The sequence below is a fragment of the Gracilibacillus caseinilyticus genome (genome assembly GCF_022919115.1).
GTDB classification, from domain to species: domain Bacteria; phylum Bacillota; class Bacilli; order Bacillales; family Amphibacillaceae; genus Gracilibacillus; species Gracilibacillus caseinilyticus.
This window is the reverse complement of record NZ_CP095072.1, coordinates 1,927,347-1,951,632: the sequence shown is the minus strand read 5'-3', so window position 1 is coordinate 1,951,632 and position 24,286 is coordinate 1,927,347. Positions and strand designations below refer to the sequence as shown.

The window sequence follows — 24,286 nt, the reverse complement described above, 5'->3', positions numbered from 1 at the left end:
ATTAGTTTTCTTTTTTCATGGTAATGGTCAAACGATGCCGTCTTGGCGGCTCACCATTCAAACTTGTTTGATAGCTGATAAATAGCTTCCCTGATTTTTGTGCTTCAGGGGGGTGATAGAGAATCTGATCTGTTTCAGTTTCCATATGAATCGTGCCGAATTGATGACGGTAGACATTTTCCGTCTTTTGCTTTCGTTGGAACTGCTGCAGCATGGTTACAGCGCCAGATCGTTTGACGCTGACTTTATCCGGATGAATCGTGATCAATGAGTTGGTTTGCTCCTTGTTCTCATTTAATTCACTGAATTTCAAAACCGTCTTTCCCTCATTTTCAAAAAATAGACCGGTTTCCTCTACTACCGTGACATCCTTCTGACCAGTATCGAATATTTCCATCGTCATTTTGATGGCAACTTGTGATTTATTCACATTATCATGCTTCCTTTTATTCATCAAGCGTGTTTAACGCTTCTAGTGGTAATTTTGCGTAAAAATAATCATCGCGTTCTTCAATAAATCGTTGGTAGGAAGTACGCAATAAATGTTTATCCTGTTTAGCCAGTCCTAAATAATATTGCTGAAATGGCGATAACGTTTCAAAGTCTTCTAAAATACGGACACAGGTATCTATGTCATTCTCCGCTAGCGCGATATGGGCCCGTTCTGCCATATCCTGACTGGAAATGCCTTCTGTTTGTTTGTAATAAGCAGCAATAAATGCCAGTGTGTAGTTCTTCAAACCATAGATAGCTCGTTCGACACCTAATTGTTCCGCAATTTCAATTGCAACGCAAATATGGTTCATCGCCTGTTCATAGCTTTCAAATAAATAACCTTGTGCCAATATATTATGAATATCGATTTTTTTACGTATGTTGTTCGTTTCAGTTAATAAACGATAACCGTACTTGCGAGATAGGATCATCTCATTTCGCTTCCAATGAAAAACAAACAACGTTTCATCCAGTCTTGATTTAAATAATTGATATTGCAATGGGTCTTTTATATGTGCTAAGTTCTGTTTTATCTTTTCATTAAACGTGCCGATCTTGCCATACTGATGAATATCGAAATAGCAATAGATCTGGACAAGATCGCGTAAAATAAGTAACCGATAGTCAGTGTCTTTTAGTCTGATCCGATTGACATATTTAATGCAATACACCGGATCGTCTGGCTTTAATTGTTTTGCTTTTAACTTTTTGCGGTTGTACATGATCTGATAGATTCGTGATGTTTTTCGAAGCTGTTCACTTTCCGCATGTTTTGTTTTATCGATAAGCTCTTTTAATTCTGCTATTAATCCGTTATCGTATAAATATTCCATAGCTGTGCAAAGATTGGCTTCATTCTTTGTTATTAAACAAATCTCCTTCATATCCTGCAATTCATGTGGATGACCTTTTAACTGTTGATGAACGACATGCAGTGGCATCTCTGTCTCTCTAGTCAAAAACTCATTCATAAATTGATTTTTTCTCATGTGAAAAACCCCTAAAATTTTCATAAACTCGTATCATATTTTATCATATTTACAAACAAACTTACATCTAATCTGTGCTATTTGGACGGTTTCACCCAGCCAAGCAGCATTTCACGTACGAACTTACTCGCCGCAATGGCTGTTTGTTCAGCCGGATCATAGTTCGGCGCTACTTCGACAAGATCTGCACCAACGACCTGAAGATCCGAACGTGCAATCAGGTGAATTGCTTCAAGCAGCTCTTTCGATGAAATACCGCCAGCTTCTGCGGTTCCTGTTCCAGGAGCAAATGCAGGATCTAACACGTCAATATCAATTGTGACATAAACCGGTCTTCCAGCTAAGCTTGGCAAGATCTCTTTTAACGGAGCCGCCACTTCAAATGTGGACATATGCATGCCGCTTTCTTTCGCATAACGGAATTCGTCGCGGTCACCTGAACGGATTCCAAAAGAATAAACGTTTTTCGGTCCGATTTTTTCACATACTTTTCGAATTGGTGTCGAATGGGATAAGGCTTCACCTTCGTATTCTTCACGCAAATCGGCATGCGCGTCAATATGTATGACCGCAAGATCGGGATACTGATGATAAATCGCCTGAATGATCGGCCAGCTGACTAAATGTTCGCCACCTAGTCCAAGCGGGAACTTTCCTTTTGCTAGAATCTGCTCGATGTAATCCTGGATCATATCTAAACTTCGCTGCGCATTTCCGAATGGTAACGGAATGTCCCCTGCATCAAAGTAAGCTGCTTCTTCCAGGTGACGATCTAAATAAGGACTGTATTCTTCTAATCCTAATGAGGCTTCACGAATACGGTTCGGACCAAAGCGGGAGCCCGGGCGAAAGCTGACCGTCCAATCCATCGGCATTCCGTACAGAATCGCATCGGCATCTTCATAGGTCGGACGTGACATGATAAATACTTTCCCAGAATAAGCTTCATCAAAACGCATAGCTTTCATCTCCTCTATTCCGTTAAATCCTCAACAAATTTAGGTAATACAAAGGCTGCATGGTGAATATTTTTTGTGTAATATTTTGTATCCAAGTCAAAAAAACGCTCCTCTTTTACCTTCAGCGGGTCATGCATTTTACTGCCTAATGTAAAGGTCCATAAACCACTTGGATACGTTGGAATATTCGCTGTATATAAACGTGTTACCTGGAAGATCTCTTGTACATCGTGGAATACTTGCTTAATTAAATCTGCTTTAAACCACGGATTATCTGTTTGCGCGACAAAAATACCGTCATCTTTTAATGCGTTGGAAATCCCTGCATAGAATCCTTTTGAAAAAAGATTAACGGCTGGTCCCACCGGTTCGGTAGAATCAACCATGATCACATCATACGCTTTTTCACTTTCAGCAATATGCATAAATCCGTCTGCTACCCTTACTTCTACGCGAGGATCCTCTAATTTTCCAGCGATAGAAGGCAAGTATTGCTTCGAATATTCGATGACTTTTCCATCAATATCGACCAATACTGCTTTCTGAACGGATGGATGCTTCAATATTTCACGGATTACACCACCGTCTCCGCCACCTACTACTAATACATCTTTAGGATTAGGGTGGGTAAATAACGGTACATGTGCCACCATTTCATGATAAACGAATTCATCTTTCTCAGTGGTCATCACCATGTCATCTAACAATAGCATGTTGCCCCATTCTGCTGTCTCTACCATATCTAATTTCTGAAAATCAGTTTGTTCTGAATGATAGGTTTGTTTAATTTTTGCTGTAATACCGAAGTTTTCGGTTTGTTTCTCTGTGAACCATAATCCCATCTGGATCGCTCCTTTATCTATATCCAATCAATTTATCACGGCGCTAACCGTCCGTAATACCCCCACTTCAAGATTCGAGAGATAAATAAGAAGCTATGTGGGGGATAAACGGACGATAACTTCCTGATAAGTTTCGCTAGCAATCAGTGGGGGTCAAACCCCCCACTGATTGAAGTCTCACTTTATTTACTAGGAAACAATACTATTTTAGAGTTTTTCCTTAAAAAATCAAGTAATTCTTTACATTTGATGTTTAGTGACTGGTGGTTTTAACCATAATGCTAACAATAGGTTCTCATATATTACAGCTACTGTATAGCAAAAAATATAGATGGGGGTATAGCTGTGAGTCGCAGGCGTAGAAGAAAAAAAATCCGGGTAATGAAATTATTATTTTTTTTAGTGATGATGGCTGGTTCGTGTCTTGCGGTGTTATTGCTTGCCAGTTTTCTGCTTGGTCCTCCGTCCTTAGAGCGTCCGCAGAATACGATTTACTATGGCAATACAGAAGAAGTAATTGGAGAGGAATACGGATCCGAAAAAAGATACTGGGTATCCCTTGCGGACATTGACGACGACTTGGAAAAGGCAACGATCTGGACGGAAGATCAGCATTTCTATGATCATATTGGTTTTGACTTCAAACGATTAATGTCTGCTGTGGTCAAAAACATTACCTCCTTCTCTCTGAAGGAAGGGGCAAGCACGATTACCCAGCAATATGCTCGTAATCTGTTTCTTTCTCATGAAAAGACGTGGAAACGTAAATTATATGAAGCATTTTATACGATCCGACTGGAAATGTACTATGATAAAGAAGAGCTGCTGGAAGGCTATTTGAACACGATTTACTATGGCCATGGTGCCTACGGGATTGAAGCCGCCAGTAAGTATTATTTCAATAAATCGGCAGACGAATTGAGATTGGCAGAAGCTGCGATGCTTGCCGGCATTCCGAAAGGGCCGTCAACCTACTCACCTTTTCATGATGAGGAGAAAGCGAAAAATCGGCAAAGGTTCATTTTAGATAATCTGTATGCGCACGAAGTAATCGATGAAGCAACGTATCAATCTGCCTTAGCAGAAGAACTCGCCTACTCAGAGGATCATGTCATTACAACGCAGAGCGCTGCCCCTTACTTTCAAGACGTAGTCGTCGAAGAATTGAAGCAATTATTGGATGTCGATATTGAGAAGATTCGCTCCGGTGGGTACAAGGTGTACACGACACTGGATATGAAGCAGCAGCAAGCACTGGAAGAGGCCACTACGCGGAACGTATCCAATAAAGAAATTCAAATCGGCGCAATGGCAATGAATCCTAATTCAGGTGCTGTCACGGCATTAATCGGCGGACAAGATTACGAAGCGTCGTCCTTTAATCGCGTGACTCAGGCTAAACGGATGCCAGGCTCGTCCTTTAAACCATTTCTTTACTATGCCGCTCTGGAAAATGGTATGACGGCAGCGACCACGCTTATGAGCAAGCCGACATCCTTTGAGCTTGCGGATGGGAAAATGTATCAGCCTAGTAATTACAACGATTACTATGCCAACGAGCCGATCACGATGGCACAGGCTCTGGCATTATCGGATAATATTTTTGCAGTGAAAACGAACCTTTACCTGACACCGGAACGCTTCGTACGTGTCGTCAAAGATAAATTCGGCTTCAAAAGTGAGTTGGATGCAGTTCCAGCATTGGCATTAGGTACCGAAGTCGTAACGATGCAGGAAATGGTGCACGGATACAGTATGATTGCAAATGGCGGTGCTGAGGTAAACTCCCACACGATAACGAAAGTGACAGATGCATATGGTAAAGTGCTGTATGACCGTGAAGAAGTGAAAAAGGAAGAAGAAGCGTGGAGTCTTTTTCCAAAAGAAGACGACAAGCAAGTTTTAAAAGAAGCGTATGCGTTTATCTTGCAGGATCTGATGAAGGGCATGTTTAACCATGAGCTTGATGGCTACATGCAGGTAACGGGCTCATCGATCGCCAATCAGCTGACACATGAATACGCTGGTAAATCGGGAACAACCAATTCGGATAACTGGATGATCGGCTTCAGCCCGTCACTTGTAGCCGGTGTCTGGACGGGCTATGATGATAACCGCGAGATCACCCAGACAAATGATAAGCATTTTGCTAAACAGGTTTGGGCCGATTTCATGGAAGCCTCCCATCAGGATTTACCGGAAGAACATGTTGTCAAACCGGATAATGTGGTGGAAGTCAATATTGACCTGAATACGGGACTCTTGGCAACAGAAGATTGCGGCCAGACACATAAGATGTATTTTGTAAAAGGAACAGAACCGACGAAACAATGTACGTTGCATTTAGATGATGAGTTCACACCGGAACACCCTGACGATCTCAATGAAGGCATACCAGACGACGCCCTGCTGGAGAACTGGTGGAAATGGTTATGGACAGGAGAAGACGAGCAGTAATTCCATAGCACGGAAAAAGGCTGGGCAAATGCCCAGCCTTTTCCGGTCCTAGTAACAAAGAGTTACCATGTGTGTTCATTTTATAAAAAAAGGAACGGACTCGACAAGTATAATGTTGTAAATTCAATTAATGTTCACAAAATGTTCATTATTTCGGTAATGCCTGCTTTAATTCATCAGATGAATTTTTCCACATATCGGCATCGAATTCACGCAGAAAATCGCCTAATAATTTTTGCGATTTTTCGTCCATATGTTCCACGATGACATGACCTTTCATCGATTTGTCCATGTGATTCACATGCTCCGGCATCGATTTATAGGCACGTTTAATCGAACGGTCTACCAGGATTTCGCAGCCGGTCACCCCATGAAAGTACGGACCGTTCTCTCCACGCTCTACCGTAACCCATACAATCCAATACAATTTGCCATTCGGTACTTCGTTTCTATCTTTTAAAAATTTCACCCTGCGCTCGACTTCACTTCTGGCATGCATCGCCCCCATATCGACAAATGCACGATCTTCATTCGGATCAATGATAACAGGAGAAATATTTTCTAAACTAACCGAACCAACACCGTATCCACCATGACCATCCGTCGAATCGTCCTTCATGATCGTAAACGCATTGGATTTCTTTTTCTTCTCTTCACTCATGATTTATCCTCCTACTTCTTTTACTTTTCATTGTAGCATGTTTAAAATGGTGTTTTCATCTTCTTTGTTTCCCTGTTTTCGCTTTTACGATACAATAGATGTATCTTTTATTACAAAGGAGCAGATACATATGCCATATGTCACAGTACAAATGCTAGAAGGAAGAACAGATGAACAACGCAAAGCATTAATCGAAAAAGTAACCGACGCCGTCGTCGAAACAACCGGCGCGACCCGCGAGAAGGTTGTCGTATTCGTAGAGGATATTGATAAGCGTAATTATGGTGTTGGCGGTAAGCGTCTGGTTGATTGATTTATTGTGAAAGCCGAGCGATTTGTTTCGTTCGGCTTTTTTATTTCAAGTCAAGAGAGCATATAATCACTGTCACAAAGTGAGACTTCCATCAGTCGGGGGATTACGGACGGTTAGCGCCGTGATAAAAATGTCCTAACAGAAGTAGGTCAAAAAATTGGTTTCATTACGTAAAGTAGAACTGTCTGACATTGTGGTAATTTTAATAGATTTCGTTTGCTTAGCAAAGCTCCGGAAATAGGCTCCGCGTCCTGTGGGCACGGCTTCAGCTAGGCTACTACTTGCACTACTTCTTTGCTGCCTTGTGCCGAGGAAGCCTACTTCGAAGCGATACTAGCAAACACAGGCACAGACTAATTGGATCTTCAGCTCGCGCTGATTCCACGGGAGTCTCCGCCTATTTCCTACGCTTAAGGAAGTGCTACAACGTATGTAACAGCAAAAAGCAGTGGTTCTAGGCATTTATACATAGCTATTATATATGCATGCGATCAATTAGCTAGCTCTGACAAAAGTTGTAGAGTCCCTATCCTAGCGTAGGCCAACCACGGAGACTCCCGCGGGACAGGCAGGCGCTGAAGATCCACTTTGTAAAGCGATCTTCTTTACAAAGTTAGCTTCAGCCGTGCCCCGCAGGACGCGGAGTGGTTGGCCGAAGCGATATCCCAGCACATTAAATATCTCAATATGGATGCTCAGCTAACAGGGTGACTTTACCGGTTTTTCTAATGAAAATGCAACTGTAACTGTGACAGATTCGTGGGGATGTGTTTTGCTTGGTTGTTTAGTCACTCGTTCATTACTGCTTTTTCTTTTGATTATTTGATAGGAAAAGGTAATAGAATCATACTCACCACAAGCAATTCCACTTTTATCCTCTTTTGTGCTATAATCTCCTTAACTACTTTTGTGTTAAAGGTTGTGTATAGCATGCTTTTCGTAGGTATCGGCGGGTTACATTGGGGCGACATTGTTTTCTCACTCGTATTACTGCTGTTAATAGTTATAGTGATCACGGTGACCTGGTACACGTCGCGCTTGAGACCTCGCAAACAGCAAATGAATCGGATTGAGGATAAGTTGGATCGTCTATTAGACAAAAAAAAATAACCCACCTTCGTAAGGGGGTTATTTTTTAATGCTGTTAATATAGTCCCAAGCTTGTTCGATATCTTCTGATGTGTAGTTCGATTTTGCTTTGACTTCCTGCACCTTTTGTTCAATTTCCTGCTTTGGTAAGTGATCAAAATAAAGCATGGTGGAAACGAGCTCTAAGAAACGGGAACTCTGTTCTTTCATTTGCTTTGCTATCGAAATCTCCGGGGGCAGTTCTGTGTTGGAATGTTTAAGAAAATCTTCACCTTGTTCCGTTACTTGATAACGATATTGATAATAATTGCTCTTCTTTTCTTTTACCTCTGATACAAATCCAAGATTCGTTAACTCCTCGATTCGTAAGCTTAGTTCTTCTGAGTAGGGTCCGTAGAAATAAAAGGTATATTTCTCCTCAAATGGCAGCCCTAACTTTTTCATAATATAAATGATTTTCTGCAGTTTCTTCCGACCGACAATTCCTTCCGATGCTGCGATTACTTTAACAAGCTTTGCATGGTTATCTAACAATGAAAACACCCCAGTTTTTTATCAGTTTAATATCTCTTTGATTTTCGCCTTTTCCGGTCGATCATCCGGTAATTGTTCGATTAGATCTTTTGGATAATATAATTTATGGTCTGTCCTTTTTTTACCTGATATGGCCTCGACAATATCAGACTGACGGGACAATTCTCGTAATTCTTGATTTGGTAATAATAGATGAATCGGCAGACGTTCCTCCTCTTCACCTGGACGATAAAAATCATACGGCAAATCGGAAGAAGAATCAACTACCAAATAATAGTCAGGATCAAGGTCGATTGCCTGAAACAGTTGGTATAACTGCATCCATTCATTCATTTGTAAATTCGGATTAAATTCGACATATTTAAATAAACGCCTGTTGACAAAACGGTAAGCGAGATCACTTAAAATCGGATCGTCTTCTTCGGCCCACATTTGGAAATAATAAAGAACAAATGCTTCATCCAGACGAATGTAATCTTCCAAGGAAACCTGTTCTTTAAAAAAAGACTCAAACGGCGTAGGCTCTACTTTGAACGTATACCCCTCTTCAAATAACTGTTTGACGCGATGCAGGATTTTCGTCAAGATTACTTCAGCGCTGCGAGTAACCGGGTGAAAATAAACCTGCCAATACATCTGATACCGGCTCATGATATAGTCCTCGACCGCATGCATCCCGGATTCCTTGATTACGACTTGATCTTCGACCGGGCGCATGACACGGAGGATTCGTTCCATATCAAAATGGCCGTAGCTAACCCCAGTAAAATAGGCATCACGCTGCAAGTAATCCATCCGGTCCGCATCAATCTGACTGGAAATCAGGCTGACAACCAATTTATCATGATAGGTTTTGTTAATAACATCTGCAACTTTTTGTGGGAAATCTTTGCTTACTCTTTTTAAAACGTGATTGACTTCGGTATCACCTAAAATAATTGCTCTTGTGAATTCCTCATGATCGAGGCGGAACACTTTTTCAAATGAGTGGGAAAACGGTCCATGTCCCAGATCATGCAGCAAAGCGGCACACAGGCACAGCAAGCGCTCTTCATGATTCCATTTAGGCCTGTCCGCAAAATTAATTAAGATGCGACGTACAATTTCATAGACACCCAGTGAATGATTGAAGCGACTATGTTCTGCACCGTGGAAAGTGAAAAACGATGTGCCAAGCTGCTTGATTCGTCTTAACCGTTGAAATTCTTTCGTGCCGATCAAATCCCAGATCACGCGGTCCCGCACGTGCACGTACCGGTGAACAGGATCTTTAAATACTTTCTCCTCGTGTAACTGGTCATCTTTATAAGCCATGGCAAATACCTTCCTCTTTTTTCTTACTATTAGTATCATCATCTAATAGTAAACTAACGAAACAATTAGTTCGAAACCTTGTTATATCAATACTTTACTATTAATCTTATTAAAACGCAAACGCAAATTAATGCATGTTAAAGAAAGGTTCTGGGGCTGATTTGAGACTAGAAATGTGAGTAGATTAAATGAGGATAAAAGTCGAGTATTTACTTATTTTTGATAGGTGCTTTGTCAAATGTTCCAATTTAAATTAATTGTAATCTTCTTTTTAAGTAATGTGCTGAAATATTTAGAGTAATTATTCATCCAATAGTATACCCTAATTCTAAAGAAGAGATAATTATGGATTTTGCTTCACTAACAATCGAATTAGCAGTAGTTTTTTTCTTGCTCATTATGTCAAAGTTATTAGGAAAGGTGAGTCTTGCTCAAATTACACCTTTTGACTTTATTTCTGCCCTTGTTCTCGGTGAGTTAGTAGGTAATGCCATATATGATAAAGAAGCGCAACTTATTCTTGTCATTTATTCAGTTATTTTTATGGGCGCGTTAAGTTATTTAGTTGAATGATGCACACAAAAATTTCGAAAAACAAGAACTTTCTTTGAAGGGATACCTTCGATCAACTCATGAGAAAAGCTGGATTATCGGTACCTGGAATATAAGGCCCTTCTAAAGAAGAATGGGAGCAAATCGGCTTTGAACAACCAAAAGAGTCAACTTTCAATTAGTACCCTCCTAAAAATAGGAGGGATTTTTATTAATTTAGTAATTCACGACACTCTGCTACACACTCTTCCAAATCTTTAGAAGCATGTTGCATTTTTTGTTTTGCAGAATCATGTGCATGGCTCATAGCACTACTCAAATGAGTTAGCGCACTTTCGCATTCAGTAATACATTCTTGAAGTTGATTTTGGTCCACTGAATTCGCCTCCTTTTATTAAAATCACCTATATTATGGCTTAATTTTAATGAATTATTTATGTTTTTTCATTTATAATCAACATTAATTAGACTAGCACATACCCTCAACGTTCTTCATATAGTTATATGGAAACTTTAACTTAAGGAGAGTAACCATGTACTCAAATTATCAATATTTAAATTATGAAAACTACCGCGTCATGAATGATGATAATAAATTCATCGCAGACCTGCAAAAAGCAATTAATGCTGAATATAGTGCTATTTCATGTTACGGTATGCTAGCGAAAATGGCACCGAACTCTACACAAATAAATAGAATCTTAGAGATACAAAATGATGAAAAAAGACATCTTCAGGCATTTGCAGAAATTTATATTCGTTTAACAGGACAGCAACCCACCTATAATATAACGGAGGAATGTCCAACTAATTATCGTGATGGAATAGAATTTGCTTTTAATGATGAACAGGGGGCTGTGGACTTTTATTTAGATATGGCCGATCGTGCTCAAGAGGAGAAGATTAAACAATCTTTTCAACGTGCTGCAGCTGACGAGCAAAACCATGCTGTTTGGTTTCTATATTTTATAAATAAATAGAAATAGAATAAGCCCTTACCCCAATTCTAAGAAAGGGGTTATAGAACTAATAGGATAAGGACTAGAATAAGAGATGGGAGTTTTTCTCCCTCTCGGCATTATATCTCTACCGTCTTCTTCAGTCTAATATTTTGGTTCAATGCGAACATGAACATCAAATATATCGTGTTTTTCTATCAATTGGTTTTCTACTCTGGTTGAAAGATCATGAGCTTCTTTGATATCTTGATTAGAATATACTTGCATCACAACATCTACCACTACATTAGTACCATAGTTTCATACAGAAGAGATCGCTTGATACAATACTTGTAAACCCACTGCCATCATAATAAACGACCCCACCATCGACGCCACCATTTCAGCTTTCCAGTGACCGTAAGGATGATCATGGTCTGCAGGTTTTTGAGATAACTTTAATCCTACTAATACTACAATTGACGCTAAAATATCCGTAACGTTATTAAGACCATCGGCTCTCAAGGCTTCTGAACCAGTATTATAACCAATTAAAACTTTTATGATGGATAAGCACACGTATGCAATAATACTAATAATTGCTGCTCTTTCTCCTATTTTTAAAACTCTAAAGATTGTTTCCTCTATCAAAGTAACCTAGAAAAACTCTAAAATCCCCTACTAATAAGTGATGGGTGTTGGAGAGTGTGGTCTGAGATCTACTCTGGCTTTTTTAGTATGTTCAAAGTTAATTGTATATACTAAAAGATTAGATCTTTCATAAAGTAATAATAAAATTATTACAAAATGTGTATTGACTATCTTGTTTCAAAGGAGTAAAGTATGTTTTATCAATTTAATAAAACCTTTTTAAAGCTTAATCATGTTATTGAGCGGGGGAACCACTTTTGATAACTTTTGTTTATCTTGGGGTGAATCTTAACCATTCACGTTAAGAAGGGATACTCTTAGTCCCTAATCCGACAGCTAACCTCGTCAGCAATTTAAGAGAGAAGGGTTAATGTTATCATTGACCATTCTTTTTGGAATGGTTTTTTTTGTGCTCAATTTTAAAGAAAGAAGGATAAATATGAAAAAGCACTATGCAGTTTTTGGGTTAGGACAATTCGGAGGAAGTCTTGTAAAGTCATTCTCAAGTATGAATAATGTAGAAGTACTAGCTGTTGATATTAATCCTGCTAAAGTGGATGAATACAGCAAAATAGCGACGCACTCTGTACGATCAAATGGTATTGATGAAAATTCATTGAAAGAAATAGGAGTTCGAAATGTAGATCATGCCTTTGTTTCATTTGGCGAAAATATTGAAGCTAGCATTTTAACCTCTTTACTCTTAAAAGAAATGGGAATACCTAAAGTATGGGCCAAGGCACAAAATAATTATCATCATAAAGTACTAAGTAAAATAGGCGTAGATCGTGTTATGCATCCAGAGAGAGAAATGGCAAGGCGTATAGCACAACACGTAACCAATGACAATATGATTGATTTCATTGAACTTTCCAAAGACCATAGTATCGTGGAAATTTTAGCATTTGACAGATTATATAATAAGTCATTAACAGACTTAGATATCCGGGACAAGTATGGATGCAACATTATCGGTATTCAACGAAATGATGAAACCATTATCTCACCATCCGCTGATGAAACGATCTATAAAAACGATGTATTAATTATCATCGGTCGTAATAAAGATATTGAACGTTTTGAAAAACATAGGAGACAGAAATGAAACGAAAATATATTAACCTAAAGCCATCTCAATTGTTAATTTTTATTTTTGCCATTTGCATAATAATAGGAACCATTTTATTAAGACTCCCAATCGCAACTACAGCATCCATCACTTGGTTAGATGCCTTATTCACGGCGACCTCCGCCATGACCGTAACGGGCTTAATCGTTGTGGATACCCCTGTAGCATTTACTATTTTTGGAGAAATTGTTATTGCACTCTTGATCCAACTTGGTGGATTAGGAATAATGTCATTTGCCGTTCTCATCTATATTATGTTAGGAAAAAGAATTGGCATTAAAGAAAGACTTATTATTCAACAAGCTTTAAATCAGACCTCAATAGGGGGAATTATCAAGTTAGTACGTAATTTGTTTATCTTTTCTCTCACAATCGAAATGATTGCGATGTTTTTTCTAGCAATTAAATGGGTACCTGATTTAGGATGGGGAAAAGGTTTGTATTTTAGCTTCTTTCATGCTATCTCAGCATTTAATAATGCGGGATTTTCTCTATGGTCTGATAGTCTGATGGGATATGTTGGCGACCCAATTACAAACATTGTCATTTCAGGACTTTTTATTATTGGAGGGATCGGTTTTACTGTACTTTCAGATATATGGTACAAAAAGAAATTTCAGAAACTATCTCTTCATTCCAAATTAATGATTGCAGGAACTTTCATAATAAACATCGTGGCTATGTTTATTATTTTTATATTAGAATACAATAACCTAAATTCATTGGGAGGTTTGCCTACTTTATCAGATAAACTATGGGCCTCCTACTTTCAAGCCACTTCACCAAGAACAGCTGGTTTTAATACATTAGATATCGGAAGCTTAGAAGAACCTACCTTGTTTTTCATGCTTCTACTCATGTTTATTGGAGCCGGTAGTGCTTCAACTGGCGGCGGTATAAAATTAACAACCTTTATAGTTATAATATTAGCTGTTTTTACCTTTTTACAAGGTAAAAAAGAAATAACAATTGCAGAGAGATCGATTAGTCAAATTTATATCTTACGATCTTTAGCTATTGCAACAATGGGGGTATTTTTTATTTTTTCCGCCATCTTTTTATTAAGTATTACAGAACAAGCACCTTTTATGACAATATTATTCGAAGTTATTTCTGCATTTGGAACAGTAGGGCTCTCTATTGGTTTAACCGGATCTCTCTCTATGATAGGTAAGATTATCATTATTTTGATTATGTTTATCGGTAAACTTGGCCCACTGACATTAGCTTTTTCATTGGCCAGTTCTAAGGAAGAAAAAATAAAATATCCTCACGAAGGAGTATTAACTGGATAACAATAAATTAAGGAGCGCTTTCCACGGCGCTCCATTTTACATAAACAATTTACTTACTATATATAGTATAATGTAGATTCAAATGTACGAAAAGGTTTGGAGGATAATAATGAAAGATTGGAAGCAATTTTTTTTAGATAAACAAATACGAGTGGTCGATCACCGTGATCCGGAAGCGCTTGGAACGGCGATGGCATCCTTTGCCGCTGACGATGCATTATGTGAATCGATCGGTCGGACAGAGAATGATATTGCCTGCCGCTTCTGGGTCCATGATAAAACCGTGGTGCTCGGAATTTTGGACAGTCGTCTTCCTGCAATTCGTGAGGCTATCGATTTTTTGGAAGCTGCAGGCTATGATGTCGTCGTCCGCAATTCAGGTGGACTCGCAGTTGTGCTGGATGAGGATGTGCTGAACTTCTCTTTTATTTTGCCAGATTTACAGGAGATGGGTATTCACTCCGGTTATCAGCTGATGACGGCATTCGTACAGGATATGTATCGAGATCTGACAGATGAGATTGAAGCCTTTGAAGTAGTTGGTTCTTATTGTCCCGGTGATTACGATTTAAGTATTCGCGGCAAAAAATTTGCAGGGATCTCCCAGCGCCGGGTTAAAAAAGGAATCGCGGTGCAAATTTATTTATGCGTGCGCGGCAGCGGGGCTGAGCGTGCAGCATTGATCCGTGATTTTTATCAAAAAGGACATGCCGTTGATTCGGAGCGTTTTACTTATCCTGTGGTGGAGCCGGAAACGATGATGTCTTTAGCTGAATTAACTAGTGAGGCATTGACGGTGGAGGATAGTATCGAGCGTGTATTAGGACTGTTGGGTGACACGGAATGGCGTGATCTAGCAGGTTCGGAGCTCGAAGTGTTTGAAGAGCGGATGAAACAGATGGTTGATCGGAATCAAAAAGTACTCAAGTGAGTACCTTTTGATCCGATTTTGGAAGCTGGACCTGATAGCCGATTCCGGGCTGGTCTGGTAACGTGACGCAGCCGTTTTCTACTTTTACCTCCGGTGTGATGATGTCCTGACGCCAATAGCGGGCGGATGCACCGGGATCTGCCGGGTATTGAAAGTTCGGAAGTGTCGCCAATGCCAATGATTGTGCACGCCCTACCCCGGCTTCGAACATGCCGCCGCACCAGACTGGTATGTCATGTTGCTGACAGTAATCGTGGATGCGCATCGCATTGGTGAAGCCGCCTACTTTTCCTAGTTTCATGCTGATGATCTGGCAGCTTTTTAGCTGGATCGCCGTTTGGACATCCGCCATCGTATGAATGCTCTCGTCCAGGCAAATCGGCGTTTGCAATTGCTCCTGCAGCCGGGCGTGATCGACGAAATCGTTGTGCGCCAGCGGCTGTTCGATCATCATTAAGTTATAATCATCAAACTTTTTGAGATGATCGATATCATGTAAGGTGTAAGCCGAATTAGCATCCACCATTATCTGTACATCTGGAAAATGGCTGCGTACTTTTTCCAGTAATGTGAGGTCATGCCCTGGCTTTATTTTTAATTTAATCCGTTGATAGCCCTCTCTTATAGCTTGTTCCATTTTGGTTAGCAAAAGGCCATCGCTCGGCTGCAGTCCAATCGCCGCTCCGACCGGAATTGTATTCGTTTGCCCGCCAATGATTTTGTAGAGTGGTTGTTGCTGCTGCTTGGCGTATAAATCCCAAACGGCTCCCTCGATGGCTGTTTTCGCCATGTGATTTCTGTGAACCGTGTGGAACGGAATATCTGCCGGGTGTGAAAATGTTCGATGCCTGATCAGTGGCCACAGATGGTTTTCGATCATGACTGCTACCGTGTCCGTCGTCTCTTCTGTATACCAAGGCGCATCAAAGGCAACCGACTCGCCAAAGCCGCTGCGCCCTTCACGATCGATTAATTCCGTAATGATAATATCTTTTTCCGTTATCGTTGTGCTGCTGTTCGTAAATGGATGCTTCAACGGCATCTTGAAGCGATGTATGATGCATTTTTCGATTGTAATCATAGACGTGGCTCCTTTTATGGCCACTTTTGGATGTTTTATGGCCACTTTTGATGATTTAATGGCCACTTTTTTTGTTTTTTATGGCCACTTTTACTAGTTTTATGGCCACTTGCTTGTGCTTTATGGCCACTTGCTGGAATTCCTGGATGATAATAGATAGCACCTTTTCTTACTCCTGCCTTATGATAGCCTGCTCGAGCGATTAACTTTCTTGTCGCATCCGCAGTTGGGATTTGTAAAAAGTCTTGCACCATTGCTTTAGTCAGACGGTTATTCGTAAGTAAGGCGAGCTTAAAGAGAAGCTTTGTGTGCGCATCCGTACTGCGCGTTCCACAGTACGTGCATTGCCAGCGCATTCTTTCTCGTATCATCGAACGCCTGCTGCAATCCGGACAAGGAACTCCTTTCTTTAAATCTTCCCACATAATCTGATGTTTTTCTAGTATCACGCTAAATCGTTCTTGATGGCGAGAGATTAGGAAGGATCGAATCTGTTTATTTTGTTGATAAGAGATTTTAGAGGTATGCTTATTTGCTAATCGCTCTAAAATAATTGGAACTTCTTGGACGGTAAGGATTCTTTCATACTCAGTATAATCATGAAGCTTGAGAATAACGTTGGGGTTCGTAAAGACTGCAAAGCGGTAGGTTGGTAGTTGATCAATTTGGTAATCACTGAAAAAAGTTCTCAAATTGGCATACTGGCGGTCAACCTGCAAGATCGGGTCGTCAAATACTTCCTTTTCGTCTCTGATTCGCGCACAAGCTGATGGGATTTGGCATCAAAATAAATTTCTCCAGTGTGACCTTTCACTTCGAAAATAACGCGAAATGCTTCTGTTAAGATCAACCAATCTAATTGAAAGGGAACGTGATGTTCGAGGCGAAGTCTTTTTATACAGAGATCGAGTGGAATGTGTGTTTGCTGGAGGTAAAATGCGAGGCTGTCTTCACTGGCTTGACCGATGTCATGCCGTCTGAATTGTTCTGCGATCTGAAAATATCCGGGTTGATCAGGAGGTAGCAATTCGGAGAGTGCCTGGTATTGCTGCCAAATGATCGAGGATTCTGGAATCAATAATATCTCCTTTCTGCTATTTTAGTATAGCAAAAAATGAGGTTAGGTCATAACATAAACCTGCACATATACAACTGCCTCTATTATGGATTATGTTGGCTAGCTTAGAGATCATTTTGACAGGTAGTTAGTGGTATGATATCGCTTCGAGCTTCCTCGACACCACATAAAAGCCGAACTAACACAATTAGTTCGGCTTTTATACTAACTTACATTATTTCGCCTCAGAGGCATCTAGTGCTTGTGCTGCTGTGATTAATGCTAATTTATATGCATCTTCACTGCTGCAGCCGCGTGATAGATCATTTACTGGCTGGTTTAAGCCTTGCAGGATTGGGCCAACTGCGTCGAGTCCGCCTAGGCGTTGGGCAATTTTGTAGCCGATGTTTCCTGCTTCTAAGCTTGGGAATACGAATACGTTGGCGTCCCCTTTCAGGACAGAGCCTGGTGCTTTTTTCTCTGCTACAGACGGGACGAATGCTGCGTCGAATTGGAACTCGCCATCTAACGTTACATCTGGTGCCATTTCTTTCGCTACTTTTACTGCTTCTGCCACTTTTTCTGTTTCATCTGATTTCGCTGATCCTTTAGTGGAGAAACTTAGCATTGCTACACGAGGATCGATATTGAAAAGCTTCGCTGTTTCTGCACTGCCAATGGCAATCTCAGCAAGATCCTGGCTGTCAGGTGAAATGTTAATCGCACAATCTGCGAATACGTATTTCTCTTCCTCACGTACCATCACGAACACACCGGAAGTCTTTTTGACACCGGCTTTTGTTTTGATGATTTGTAAGGCAGGACGTACTGTGTCCGCTGTAGAGTGTGCCGCACCACTTACAAGTCCGTCTGCGTTGCCCATATAAACAAGCATCGTACCGAAATAGTTTTCATCTAATAGAATCTTGCGGGCATCTTCTTCAGTTGCTTTTCCTTTTCTTCGTTCAACAAAAGCTGCTACCATTTCGTCAAATGCAGGATATGTGCTTGGATCGATAATTTCTACTCCATCGATAGCAATTGATAATTCTTTTGCTTTCTGTTCTATTTTTTCTTGAATTCCGACTAGTACAGGTTCTACAAATTGGTCTTCCTTCAACTTACTTGCAGCTGTTAAAATTCGTTCATCTAACCCTTCAGGGAAAACGATTTTTCTAGCATTTCCTTGCAATCTGCTTTTAATATCTGTAAATAAATCACTCATGATTACACCCTCCAATATCTTATCTGTATTATATGATACGCCTTTTTGTGTCATAATGAAAGCATCAGCTAAAATGAAGGCGTTTTATCTTGAAAATTTTTTATTTGTTCAAATTCATGGTAAATACTAGGTGATGCTTATTGCTTTTCAATAAGTATTTTCCCCTAAATATGTTATATTAAAACAAGAGATAGTAAGCAAAGGAGTGAAGATAGATGCCAGAAGCAGTAGAAACAATGGACGGTTGGTATTGTTTACACGATTTACGAACCATCGACTGGACAAAATGGAAAAAAGCAACCGAAGAAGAGCGTCAGCAGGCAGTTGAGGAATTACAGACGATGCTCCGTGAATGGGAAGAAGTAGCTGAGGCCCGAGACGGCAGTCATGCCTTCTATTCTATTATGGGACAAAAAGCAGACATTCTTCTTATGATCTTGCGTCCGACAATGCAGGAATTAAGTGAGATTGAGCTTCGTTTCAATAAGTCCAAAATAGCGGAGTTTACTAAGCCTAGTTATTCCTATGTATCTGTGGTGGAACTCTCTAAATATATGTCGAAAGAAAGTGACAATCCGGAAGACAATCCAGGTGTACGTGCCCGTTTAGCACCGAAATTACCACTGTGGGATCATATTTGTTTTTACCCAATGGACAAGCGTCGGGAAGGAAATGACAACTGGTACATGCTTCCTTTCGATGAACGTCGCCAATTAATGTATGAACACAGTTTTACCGGCAGAAAATATGCGGGTGAAGTGAAACAGGTTATTACCGGCTCAATGGGCTTTGATGACTGGGAATGGAGTGTCACGCTCTTTGCGAAAGACGTGTTACAACTGAAGAAAATTGTTTATGAAATGCGCTTTGATGTGGTCAGTGCCCGTTACGGGGAATTCGGACCATTCTATGTTGGAAATATATTAAAAACAGAAGACGTCCCAGCTTATTTAGCTGTTTAAACACACGTTTTTTCTACGACGTGGTAAAAATTTTATGAACAAACGATACGGAAATGAAGGCTTTCGCCAGTATTTGGTGAAAGCCTTCGTTTCTTTATGCATGTTTGTTTTATAAACCGCATATAGATGGCTAGTAGGAATACGGAAAAAAGCACGAATGGATTCCCGACAACGGAAAGGAGCTTTTCAAAGATGAGTCAAGGACAAAACCCAAATCAAAGTCAAAGCAGACAGCAGCAGCCGACAACTACTCAGCCATATATCCCGCAAAATTATTATGGTATGCAGGACGGTTATACCAACGGGGGATACTCGTATCCAATGTATAACCAAATGCAGCAGCAATATCCATACGCTCAACAACAACCACCAGGCATGACTGCCACACCTGGCATGCTTCCAATGGAAGAATCGTATATTGAGAACATTTTGCGTCTGAACAAAGGAAAGCAGGCTACTGTTTATATGACATTTGAAAACAATGATCGCTGGAATGCGAAAATTTTCAAAGGGATTATTGAAGCAGCAGGTCGTGACCACATCATTTTGAGTGATCCTGATACAGGCAAACGCTACATCCTATTGATGGTATACTTAGATTACATTACGTTTGATGAAGAAATAGTCTACGAATATCCATATAATGCACAAATGGCCACCTACGCACCACGCTAATAGAACTAAAATCCGCTGGCCCTCTGAGACCAGCGGATTTCCTTTATCTTCTTTTTCAGGAGGCAGAACCATGAATAAAAAAGCAGAAACGCACGAAGTAATGATTAGCTTTTTTTGCATCTCCCTCGCATTAATTGTGTTAGCCTGGCAATACCATTCGGTCCTGCTCTGGGTGCTTGCTTTAACCAGTTTAAGCGTCAACTTTTTCATGGAAGCTTTTAAAGAATGGAAGCTTGGCCGCCCACCGTTATTCTTCTCGCAGCAGTTGTTCCGAGGTCTCGGCCTACTTGGAATCGCTATCCTTCTCTTCTTTGTTTGACAGATTCTGTTTGGAAAAAGTGGTCCATTTTAAAACAGCCCCGACAAACTCATCAAATGTCGGATAATTTCGGGAGCGCTGATTGTACCACTTCCTTACCGTTTCCACCACCCAGAATGGAATCGGCTTATTCGCAATCAAATGGTAATGCTCATCATATGCTTTCTTCAAATGTTCCCAACGGAAATCATTGCCTGCTTGCGAATACTCCGAGACATCGATGATTTTGGCGCGCCCATTTTGCAGCAAAATATTTTTCGTATGAATATCACGTGGATTGAGACCAAGCTGTCGCACATAATCACGCGCCTCTTCCACTTCTGCTATCACTTCTTTCGGAATGTAGACACCTTGCAAGATGCAATCAAATAACGTGATGCCTTCTTCATAACTAATCACGAGGTATTGCTCTGTTGCCCCATAACAGGTCGGGAAAAATTGGTTCTCTCCCAGCTGTTGATAAATCGCTTCCTCTACTGACAGCTTGTGCATTTTGTCTTTAGCATATAGCTTGAACGCATATTCCGGTATATCCACATGCTGAAAAACAGCCGCATCTGTACCAATTCCAATGCATTTCAGCTCATCAGACGTTCCTCTGATAAGTACTGGCTGATTCTGTGAAGTGGATTCCACCTCGATCTTACGTAAAGCCTCGCCTGCTTTCCTCCAGTTTGTCGTCATGATCCCATCTCCAAGCAGTTTTTTATAGAAAAAGAGGGTGTTCATCCAACATCCCTCTTTCACCGTTCAACGTATTCTATCTTATGTTCTTTACACAAACTTCATGACTGCGTAACCTAACAGTACCCAGCCGATTAAAAAGGCCAGGCCGCCAAGTGGTGTGATCATCGCAAACGTCTTAATTGCAGTAGTCGAATACACATACAGACTGCCAGAGAACAGCACAATCCCGGCAAAGAAGAACCAGCCCGCAGAAACGATGCTTCCTCCGGTATACTTCTGCATCAGTAAACCAGTTGCGAGTAATGCTACAGTATGGAACATCTGATACAGCACTGCTTTATCCCATGTTGCGAGCATTTTCTCGGATAATTTCCCTTCCAGTCCATGTGCACCGAATGCGCCTAATGCTACGGCAAGAAAACCATTCAGGATACCTAACAATAAAAATATCTTCATTCGTTGTCTCTCTCCCCTATATTAAAAGTCAAGTAACGAATCTCCATTCGCATCTTCTTCCTTTAACTTCTTACTGTCTGTTGTTGCTGGTTTCGGGGTTGGTTGCCCCACCATCTTCTCCCACTCTACAGGATCAATGGACGAACTGCTTGTGGTCGTTGTTGTGAACTCTTGCTCCAGCAATAAATCAGTCAACGATTGGACAGCTTTCGCATGTTCGCGGACTTTTGATTCATTGTGCAATGCTTGTTCGCATTCTGTTATAATTTTTCGCAAAATCTGCTGATTCGTTATCGCCATCTTATTTCATCCTCTCACTGTCATTATACAATTCCTAGTGAATTTAAGAAAATAATAATGATTATAATCGGTGCGACAATTCGAATTAATACTAACCAAATCGACGCCAACGCACTTTTCGTTAAATCCGCAGCTTCTAATGCCTCGCTTCTGGTAAAATACCAGCCGACAAAGACCGCCATCGTCAATCCGCCAACCGGCAGGAACACATTGGACGTTATATAATCAAAGGAATCTAAAATGTTGTGATCGCCAATCAAAGTGACGCCACTCCATTTTCCCATACCAAGTGAAACGGTAATACCGGAGATAAAAATGACGATACTTGCGATCAGTGATGCCTTTTTTCTTGATATATTACGGGCACGCATCAAATAGGCTACCGGCACTTCCAACAGGGAGATCGAAGAAGAAATAGCTGCCAAGCTTAAGGCCGTAAAGAAGATAAAGCCAACAATACCACCGAAACTCATTTGATAGAAAATTTCCGGTAAGGTAATAAACACAAGCGGTGGTCCTGAGCTTGGATCAATTCCAAAGGCAAATACCGCCGGAAAAATGACGATCCCTGAAATAATCGCAAAGAATGTATCCATGATCCCAATACCAACAGTGGCAGTAGGCAGTTTGTGATCTTTGGTTAAGTAACTTCCATAAGTCATCATTGTTCCTACACCAAGACTTAAGGAGAAAAATGCCTGCCCTAACGCCGAAATATAAACGCTCGGATCTTCAAGCACTGACCAGTCTGGTTTAAATAAAAACGCTAACCCTTCTGAAGCTCCTGGCAATGTCACACTGTAAATCGCCAAACCTATCATCATAAGCGCTAATAATGGCATTAAAATTTTGTTCGCTAATTCGATTCCTTTTTGCACACCGCCAAGGACGATGAACATCGTAATCACCATAAACAAGGCATGCCAGCCTAACGGAGCGTAATCTTGCGCAATAAAGCTCTCAAAAGATCCGCCAAAGCCGATATCAGGCATGACAGACATCGAGCCTGTAAGGTAGCGCCACCAGTAATACAACGCCCACCCTGCTACAACACTGTAAAAACTTAATATTAAAAAGGCACTGGCAACACCTAGATAACCTAGCATATACCATGGTTTGCCGGGAGCTAGTTTTTTATAGGATCCGACAATATCCTGACGCGCCTTTCTTCCAATACTTACCTCGACGAGCAACAATGGAATACCAATAACTAACACACTTAAAATATATAAAATTAAAAATGCGCCTCCACCACTTTCACCTGCTACGTAAGAGAAACGCCAAATATTTCCTAAGCCAACTGCTGAGCCCATTGCGGCCAGCATAAACCCAATTCTCGAAGTCCAATTTTCTCGTTGCAAATTGTTACACCTCATTCAACAAATTTATAAAAGCTTTCCTTATTGTACATGATAAGCATTCGCTTTTCTACCTTGATTTTATGATGATATAATGATGTAAACATGTTTTAATATGACTGCCCGATTGAGGAGGAGTTGTGATGCAGGAAAAAATCAAATTAATGGGCGATCAGAGCACTATTGAGAAGGTTCAACCAGTTTCTGGGGGCGATATTAATCAAGCTTATTATGTACAGACAGCGAACCATCAATATTTTGTCAAAACGAACCAGGATGTCCCAGCGGATTTCTTTCAAATAGAAGCAGATGGATTAGATCGGATCAGGAATACCGAAACGATTGCGGTCCCTGCTGTTTATCATGTTGATCATGACGCTGCAGATCAGGAAATGACATTGATTATGGAATGGATTGACGGCCGGCCAACCAAACAAACAGGTAACTGGTTAGGTGAACAATTAGCTGCCATGCATACCACCGATGTCGGCACGCAATATGGATTGGATCAGAGAACGTACGTCGGTGCATTAACCCAAAATAATCATTGGTATGACAATTGGGTGGATTACTATCGGGACAAGCGCTTAAGACCGCAAATGGATCTGGCGATAACGAACGGTCGTATGACTGGCATCCGTCAGGCGAGATTAGAACAACTGCTAGTGAATCTCGAACGATTTATTCCGGCCAAGCCCCGTGTATCGTTATTGCACGGTGATTTGTGGGGTGGTAATTGGCTAACTGGTGCTCACGGCCAGCCTTATCTGATTGATCCGTCTGTCCTTTATGGTGACCATCTGTTTGAAATAGCATTCACCGAGTTATTCAGTGGCTTTCCCGCTCATTTTTACCAAAGCTATCAGACTTCGTTTCCATTAGAAGATTATTATGAAGACGTTAAACCGCTCTATCAACTGTTCTATTTGCTGGTGCATTTGAACTTATTTGGTGAAGCATATGGATCCAGTGTGGATCGATTATTAGCTCATTACTCAGTATAGAGGTTGGGAGATA

Annotated in this window: 29 protein-coding genes, 1 pseudogene and 1 riboswitch; of the genes and pseudogenes, 12 read left to right on the top strand and 18 right to left on the bottom strand. The window is 40.6% G+C overall.

The features are described 5' to 3' along the window. Nucleotide 1 precedes the first annotated feature (1 nt). The 4 genes from MUN88_RS09290 to speE form a co-directional block, all read right to left on the bottom strand. Nucleotides 2–430 carry a YwiB family protein gene (locus MUN88_RS09290; RefSeq protein ID WP_244723609.1) on the bottom strand — a complete coding sequence of 143 codons (429 nt, stop codon included), beginning with the start codon at nucleotides 428–430 and terminating at the stop codon, nucleotides 2–4. Between the two features lie 16 nt (nucleotides 431–446). After that, complete coding sequence (locus MUN88_RS09285) at nucleotides 447–1,484, bottom strand: AimR family lysis-lysogeny pheromone receptor (protein ID WP_244723606.1); 1,038 nt, start codon at nucleotides 1,482–1,484, stop codon at nucleotides 447–449. 77 nt (nucleotides 1,485–1,561) lie between these two features. Then, nucleotides 1,562–2,443, bottom strand: a complete 882-nt coding sequence (gene speB, locus MUN88_RS09280) for an agmatinase (protein ID WP_244723603.1) — start codon at nucleotides 2,441–2,443, stop codon at nucleotides 1,562–1,564. A 14-nt stretch (nucleotides 2,444–2,457) separates the two neighbouring features. Continuing rightward, a complete protein-coding gene (gene speE, locus MUN88_RS09275) occupies nucleotides 2,458–3,285 on the bottom strand; it encodes a spermidine synthase (RefSeq protein ID WP_244723601.1) in 828 nt (275 codons plus the stop codon). 345 nt (nucleotides 3,286–3,630) lie between these two features. Here speE and MUN88_RS09270 point away from each other — a divergent pair, with 345 nt between their 5' ends. Continuing rightward, entirely contained in the window at nucleotides 3,631–5,742 is a 2,112-nt protein-coding gene (locus tag MUN88_RS09270; RefSeq protein WP_244723599.1) for a transglycosylase domain-containing protein, read from the top strand. Nucleotides 5,743–5,890: 148 nt separating this feature from the next. On the opposite strand, the gene MUN88_RS09265 is transcribed toward MUN88_RS09270, so the two are convergent. Further along, entirely contained in the window at nucleotides 5,891–6,403 is a 513-nt protein-coding gene (locus tag MUN88_RS09265) for a YwhD family protein (protein WP_244723597.1), read from the bottom strand. Nucleotides 6,404–6,533: 130 nt separating this feature from the next. Here MUN88_RS09265 and thmT point away from each other — a divergent pair, with 130 nt between their 5' ends. Both thmT and MUN88_RS09255 read left to right on the top strand, forming a co-directional pair. Then, entirely contained in the window at nucleotides 6,534–6,716 is a 183-nt protein-coding gene (gene thmT, locus MUN88_RS09260) for a 2-hydroxymuconate tautomerase (protein ID WP_153406339.1), read from the top strand. A gap of 930 nt (nucleotides 6,717–7,646) precedes the next feature. After that, entirely contained in the window at nucleotides 7,647–7,826 is a 180-nt protein-coding gene (locus MUN88_RS09255) for a hypothetical protein (protein ID WP_244723595.1), read from the top strand. Between the two features lie 18 nt (nucleotides 7,827–7,844). On the opposite strand, the gene MUN88_RS09250 is transcribed toward MUN88_RS09255, so the two are convergent. Next, nucleotides 7,845–8,339, bottom strand: a complete 495-nt coding sequence (locus MUN88_RS09250) for a YwgA family protein (RefSeq protein WP_244723593.1) — start codon at nucleotides 8,337–8,339, stop codon at nucleotides 7,845–7,847. Nucleotides 8,340–8,360: 21 nt separating this feature from the next. Then, on the bottom strand, nucleotides 8,361–9,653 hold the full coding sequence (locus tag MUN88_RS09245; RefSeq protein WP_244723591.1) for an HD domain-containing protein: 1,293 nt from the start codon (nucleotides 9,651–9,653) through the stop codon (nucleotides 8,361–8,363). A 345-nt stretch (nucleotides 9,654–9,998) separates the two neighbouring features. Here MUN88_RS09245 and MUN88_RS09240 point away from each other — a divergent pair, with 345 nt between their 5' ends. Next, on the top strand, nucleotides 9,999–10,226 hold the full coding sequence (locus MUN88_RS09240; protein WP_244723589.1) for a DUF421 domain-containing protein: 228 nt from the start codon (nucleotides 9,999–10,001) through the stop codon (nucleotides 10,224–10,226). Between the two features lie 190 nt (nucleotides 10,227–10,416). Here MUN88_RS09240 and MUN88_RS09235 read toward each other — a convergent pair whose 3' ends face one another. Further along, on the bottom strand, nucleotides 10,417–10,581 hold the full coding sequence (locus MUN88_RS09235; protein WP_244723587.1) for a hypothetical protein: 165 nt from the start codon (nucleotides 10,579–10,581) through the stop codon (nucleotides 10,417–10,419). 157 nt (nucleotides 10,582–10,738) lie between these two features. Between MUN88_RS09235 and MUN88_RS09230 the strand changes: the two genes are divergently transcribed. Continuing rightward, a complete protein-coding gene (locus MUN88_RS09230; RefSeq protein WP_244723585.1) occupies nucleotides 10,739–11,185 on the top strand; it encodes a ferritin-like domain-containing protein in 447 nt (148 codons plus the stop codon). A 123-nt stretch (nucleotides 11,186–11,308) separates the two neighbouring features. Here the strand turns inward: MUN88_RS09230 and MUN88_RS21870 are convergent, their stop codons facing one another. Further along, nucleotides 11,309–11,431: a cation transporter dimerization domain-containing protein gene (locus MUN88_RS21870; RefSeq protein WP_244724431.1), complete on the bottom strand. Its 123-nt coding sequence runs from the start codon at nucleotides 11,429–11,431 to the stop codon at nucleotides 11,309–11,311. Between the two features lie 36 nt (nucleotides 11,432–11,467). After that, a pseudogene (locus MUN88_RS21715) lies at nucleotides 11,468–11,791 on the bottom strand (cation diffusion facilitator family transporter); the annotation flags it as partial. A gap of 216 nt (nucleotides 11,792–12,007) precedes the next feature. Continuing rightward, nucleotides 12,008–12,161: riboswitch (cyclic di-AMP (ydaO/yuaA leader) on the top strand. Nucleotides 12,162–12,233: 72 nt separating this feature from the next. Here MUN88_RS21715 and MUN88_RS09215 point away from each other — a divergent pair. From MUN88_RS09215 to MUN88_RS09205, 3 genes are all read left to right on the top strand, one after another. After that, on the top strand, nucleotides 12,234–12,899 hold the full coding sequence (locus MUN88_RS09215) for a potassium channel family protein (protein ID WP_244723583.1): 666 nt from the start codon (nucleotides 12,234–12,236) through the stop codon (nucleotides 12,897–12,899). Further along, on the top strand, nucleotides 12,896–14,218 hold the full coding sequence (locus MUN88_RS09210) for a TrkH family potassium uptake protein (protein WP_244723581.1): 1,323 nt from the start codon (nucleotides 12,896–12,898) through the stop codon (nucleotides 14,216–14,218). The genes MUN88_RS09215 and MUN88_RS09210 overlap by 4 nt, the downstream gene beginning before the upstream one ends. A gap of 109 nt (nucleotides 14,219–14,327) precedes the next feature. After that, nucleotides 14,328–15,149: a lipoate--protein ligase family protein gene (locus MUN88_RS09205; RefSeq protein WP_244723579.1), complete on the top strand. Its 822-nt coding sequence runs from the start codon at nucleotides 14,328–14,330 to the stop codon at nucleotides 15,147–15,149. Here MUN88_RS09205 and menC read toward each other — a convergent pair. The 4 genes from menC to pta all read right to left on the bottom strand — a co-directional run bounded on the left by menC (nucleotide 15,142) and on the right by pta (nucleotide 18,512). Beyond that, on the bottom strand, nucleotides 15,142–16,230 hold the full coding sequence (gene menC, locus MUN88_RS09200) for an o-succinylbenzoate synthase (protein ID WP_244723577.1): 1,089 nt from the start codon (nucleotides 16,228–16,230) through the stop codon (nucleotides 15,142–15,144). The genes MUN88_RS09205 and menC overlap by 8 nt on opposite strands. A gap of 35 nt (nucleotides 16,231–16,265) precedes the next feature. Then, complete coding sequence (locus MUN88_RS09195; protein WP_244723575.1) at nucleotides 16,266–16,922, bottom strand: TetR/AcrR family transcriptional regulator; 657 nt, start codon at nucleotides 16,920–16,922, stop codon at nucleotides 16,266–16,268. Next, nucleotides 16,919–17,308 (bottom strand): NERD domain-containing protein, encoded by a 390-nt coding sequence (locus tag MUN88_RS09190; RefSeq protein ID WP_244723573.1) that lies wholly within the window; start codon nucleotides 17,306–17,308, stop codon nucleotides 16,919–16,921. Before MUN88_RS09190 ends, MUN88_RS09195 begins: the two co-directional genes overlap by 4 nt. A gap of 214 nt (nucleotides 17,309–17,522) precedes the next feature. Next, nucleotides 17,523–18,512 (bottom strand): phosphate acetyltransferase, encoded by a 990-nt coding sequence (pta, locus tag MUN88_RS09185; RefSeq protein ID WP_244723571.1) that lies wholly within the window; start codon nucleotides 18,510–18,512, stop codon nucleotides 17,523–17,525. A gap of 215 nt (nucleotides 18,513–18,727) precedes the next feature. On the opposite strand from pta, the gene hemQ reads away from it, so the two are divergent. The 3 genes from hemQ to MUN88_RS09170 all read left to right on the top strand — a co-directional run bounded on the left by hemQ (nucleotide 18,728) and on the right by MUN88_RS09170 (nucleotide 20,468). After that, the gene (hemQ, locus tag MUN88_RS09180; RefSeq protein WP_244723568.1) at nucleotides 18,728–19,474 is read left to right on the top strand and encodes a hydrogen peroxide-dependent heme synthase; all 747 of its coding nucleotides are present in this window, start codon (nucleotides 18,728–18,730) and stop codon (nucleotides 19,472–19,474) included. 192 nt (nucleotides 19,475–19,666) lie between these two features. Continuing rightward, entirely contained in the window at nucleotides 19,667–20,149 is a 483-nt protein-coding gene (gerQ, locus tag MUN88_RS09175; RefSeq protein ID WP_369809968.1) for a spore coat protein GerQ, read from the top strand. 70 nt (nucleotides 20,150–20,219) lie between these two features. Further along, on the top strand, nucleotides 20,220–20,468 hold the full coding sequence (locus MUN88_RS09170; RefSeq protein WP_244723565.1) for a hypothetical protein: 249 nt from the start codon (nucleotides 20,220–20,222) through the stop codon (nucleotides 20,466–20,468). Here MUN88_RS09170 and MUN88_RS09165 read toward each other — a convergent pair. The 4 genes from MUN88_RS09165 to MUN88_RS09150 all read right to left on the bottom strand — a co-directional run bounded on the left by MUN88_RS09165 (nucleotide 20,433) and on the right by MUN88_RS09150 (nucleotide 23,272). Beyond that, complete coding sequence (locus MUN88_RS09165) at nucleotides 20,433–21,152, bottom strand: serine/threonine protein kinase (protein WP_244723562.1); 720 nt, start codon at nucleotides 21,150–21,152, stop codon at nucleotides 20,433–20,435. The two genes, MUN88_RS09170 and MUN88_RS09165, sit on opposite strands and share 36 nt — an antisense overlap. Before the next feature lie 90 nt (nucleotides 21,153–21,242). After that, nucleotides 21,243–21,611: a DUF423 domain-containing protein gene (locus MUN88_RS09160; RefSeq protein ID WP_244723559.1), complete on the bottom strand. Its 369-nt coding sequence runs from the start codon at nucleotides 21,609–21,611 to the stop codon at nucleotides 21,243–21,245. 21 nt (nucleotides 21,612–21,632) lie between these two features. Then, nucleotides 21,633–21,911 (bottom strand): YwdI family protein, encoded by a 279-nt coding sequence (locus MUN88_RS09155; RefSeq protein ID WP_244723556.1) that lies wholly within the window; start codon nucleotides 21,909–21,911, stop codon nucleotides 21,633–21,635. A gap of 23 nt (nucleotides 21,912–21,934) precedes the next feature. After that, nucleotides 21,935–23,272 carry a sodium-dependent transporter gene (locus tag MUN88_RS09150; RefSeq protein ID WP_244723553.1) on the bottom strand — a complete coding sequence of 446 codons (1,338 nt, stop codon included), beginning with the start codon at nucleotides 23,270–23,272 and terminating at the stop codon, nucleotides 21,935–21,937. A 140-nt stretch (nucleotides 23,273–23,412) separates the two neighbouring features. Here MUN88_RS09150 and MUN88_RS09145 point away from each other — a divergent pair, with 140 nt between their 5' ends. Then, entirely contained in the window at nucleotides 23,413–24,273 is an 861-nt protein-coding gene (locus MUN88_RS09145; protein ID WP_244723550.1) for a fructosamine kinase family protein, read from the top strand. The last annotated feature ends 13 nt before the right edge of the window (nucleotides 24,274–24,286 follow it).

What these genes read in the sequence shown, in the direction of transcription:
- speE (WP_244723601.1), bottom strand. Translation starts at nt 3,285, where the DNA reads ATGGGATTATGGTTCACAGAGAAACAAACCGAAAACTTCGGTATTACA.
- MUN88_RS09145 (WP_244723550.1), top strand. Translation starts at nt 23,413, where the DNA reads ATGCAGGAAAAAATCAAATTAATGGGCGATCAGAGCACTATTGAGAAG.
- MUN88_RS09170 (WP_244723565.1), top strand. Translation starts at nt 20,220, where the DNA reads ATGAATAAAAAAGCAGAAACGCACGAAGTAATGATTAGCTTTTTTTGC.
- MUN88_RS09205 (WP_244723579.1), top strand. Translation starts at nt 14,328, where the DNA reads ATGAAAGATTGGAAGCAATTTTTTTTAGATAAACAAATACGAGTGGTC.
- thmT (WP_153406339.1), top strand. Translation starts at nt 6,534, where the DNA reads ATGCCATATGTCACAGTACAAATGCTAGAAGGAAGAACAGATGAACAA.
- MUN88_RS09210 (WP_244723581.1), top strand. Translation starts at nt 12,896, where the DNA reads ATGAAACGAAAATATATTAACCTAAAGCCATCTCAATTGTTAATTTTT.
- MUN88_RS09230 (WP_244723585.1), top strand. Translation starts at nt 10,739, where the DNA reads ATGTACTCAAATTATCAATATTTAAATTATGAAAACTACCGCGTCATG.
- gerQ (WP_369809968.1), top strand. Translation starts at nt 19,667, where the DNA reads ATGAGTCAAGGACAAAACCCAAATCAAAGTCAAAGCAGACAGCAGCAG.
- MUN88_RS09165 (WP_244723562.1), bottom strand. Translation starts at nt 21,152, where the DNA reads ATGACGACAAACTGGAGGAAAGCAGGCGAGGCTTTACGTAAGATCGAG.
- MUN88_RS09285 (WP_244723606.1), bottom strand. Translation starts at nt 1,484, where the DNA reads ATGAGAAAAAATCAATTTATGAATGAGTTTTTGACTAGAGAGACAGAG.
- MUN88_RS09255 (WP_244723595.1), top strand. Translation starts at nt 7,647, where the DNA reads ATGCTTTTCGTAGGTATCGGCGGGTTACATTGGGGCGACATTGTTTTC.
- MUN88_RS09155 (WP_244723556.1), bottom strand. Translation starts at nt 21,911, where the DNA reads ATGGCGATAACGAATCAGCAGATTTTGCGAAAAATTATAACAGAATGC.
- MUN88_RS09240 (WP_244723589.1), top strand. Translation starts at nt 9,999, where the DNA reads ATGGATTTTGCTTCACTAACAATCGAATTAGCAGTAGTTTTTTTCTTG.
- MUN88_RS21870 (WP_244724431.1), bottom strand. Translation starts at nt 11,431, where the DNA reads ATGCAAGTATATTCTAATCAAGATATCAAAGAAGCTCATGATCTTTCA.
- MUN88_RS09160 (WP_244723559.1), bottom strand. Translation starts at nt 21,611, where the DNA reads ATGAAGATATTTTTATTGTTAGGTATCCTGAATGGTTTTCTTGCCGTA.
- MUN88_RS09215 (WP_244723583.1), top strand. Translation starts at nt 12,234, where the DNA reads ATGAAAAAGCACTATGCAGTTTTTGGGTTAGGACAATTCGGAGGAAGT.
- pta (WP_244723571.1), bottom strand. Translation starts at nt 18,512, where the DNA reads ATGAGTGATTTATTTACAGATATTAAAAGCAGATTGCAAGGAAATGCT.
- MUN88_RS09245 (WP_244723591.1), bottom strand. Translation starts at nt 9,653, where the DNA reads ATGGCTTATAAAGATGACCAGTTACACGAGGAGAAAGTATTTAAAGAT.
- speB (WP_244723603.1), bottom strand. Translation starts at nt 2,443, where the DNA reads ATGCGTTTTGATGAAGCTTATTCTGGGAAAGTATTTATCATGTCACGT.
- MUN88_RS09265 (WP_244723597.1), bottom strand. Translation starts at nt 6,403, where the DNA reads ATGAGTGAAGAGAAGAAAAAGAAATCCAATGCGTTTACGATCATGAAG.
- hemQ (WP_244723568.1), top strand. Translation starts at nt 18,728, where the DNA reads ATGCCAGAAGCAGTAGAAACAATGGACGGTTGGTATTGTTTACACGAT.
- menC (WP_244723577.1), bottom strand. Translation starts at nt 16,230, where the DNA reads ATGATTACAATCGAAAAATGCATCATACATCGCTTCAAGATGCCGTTG.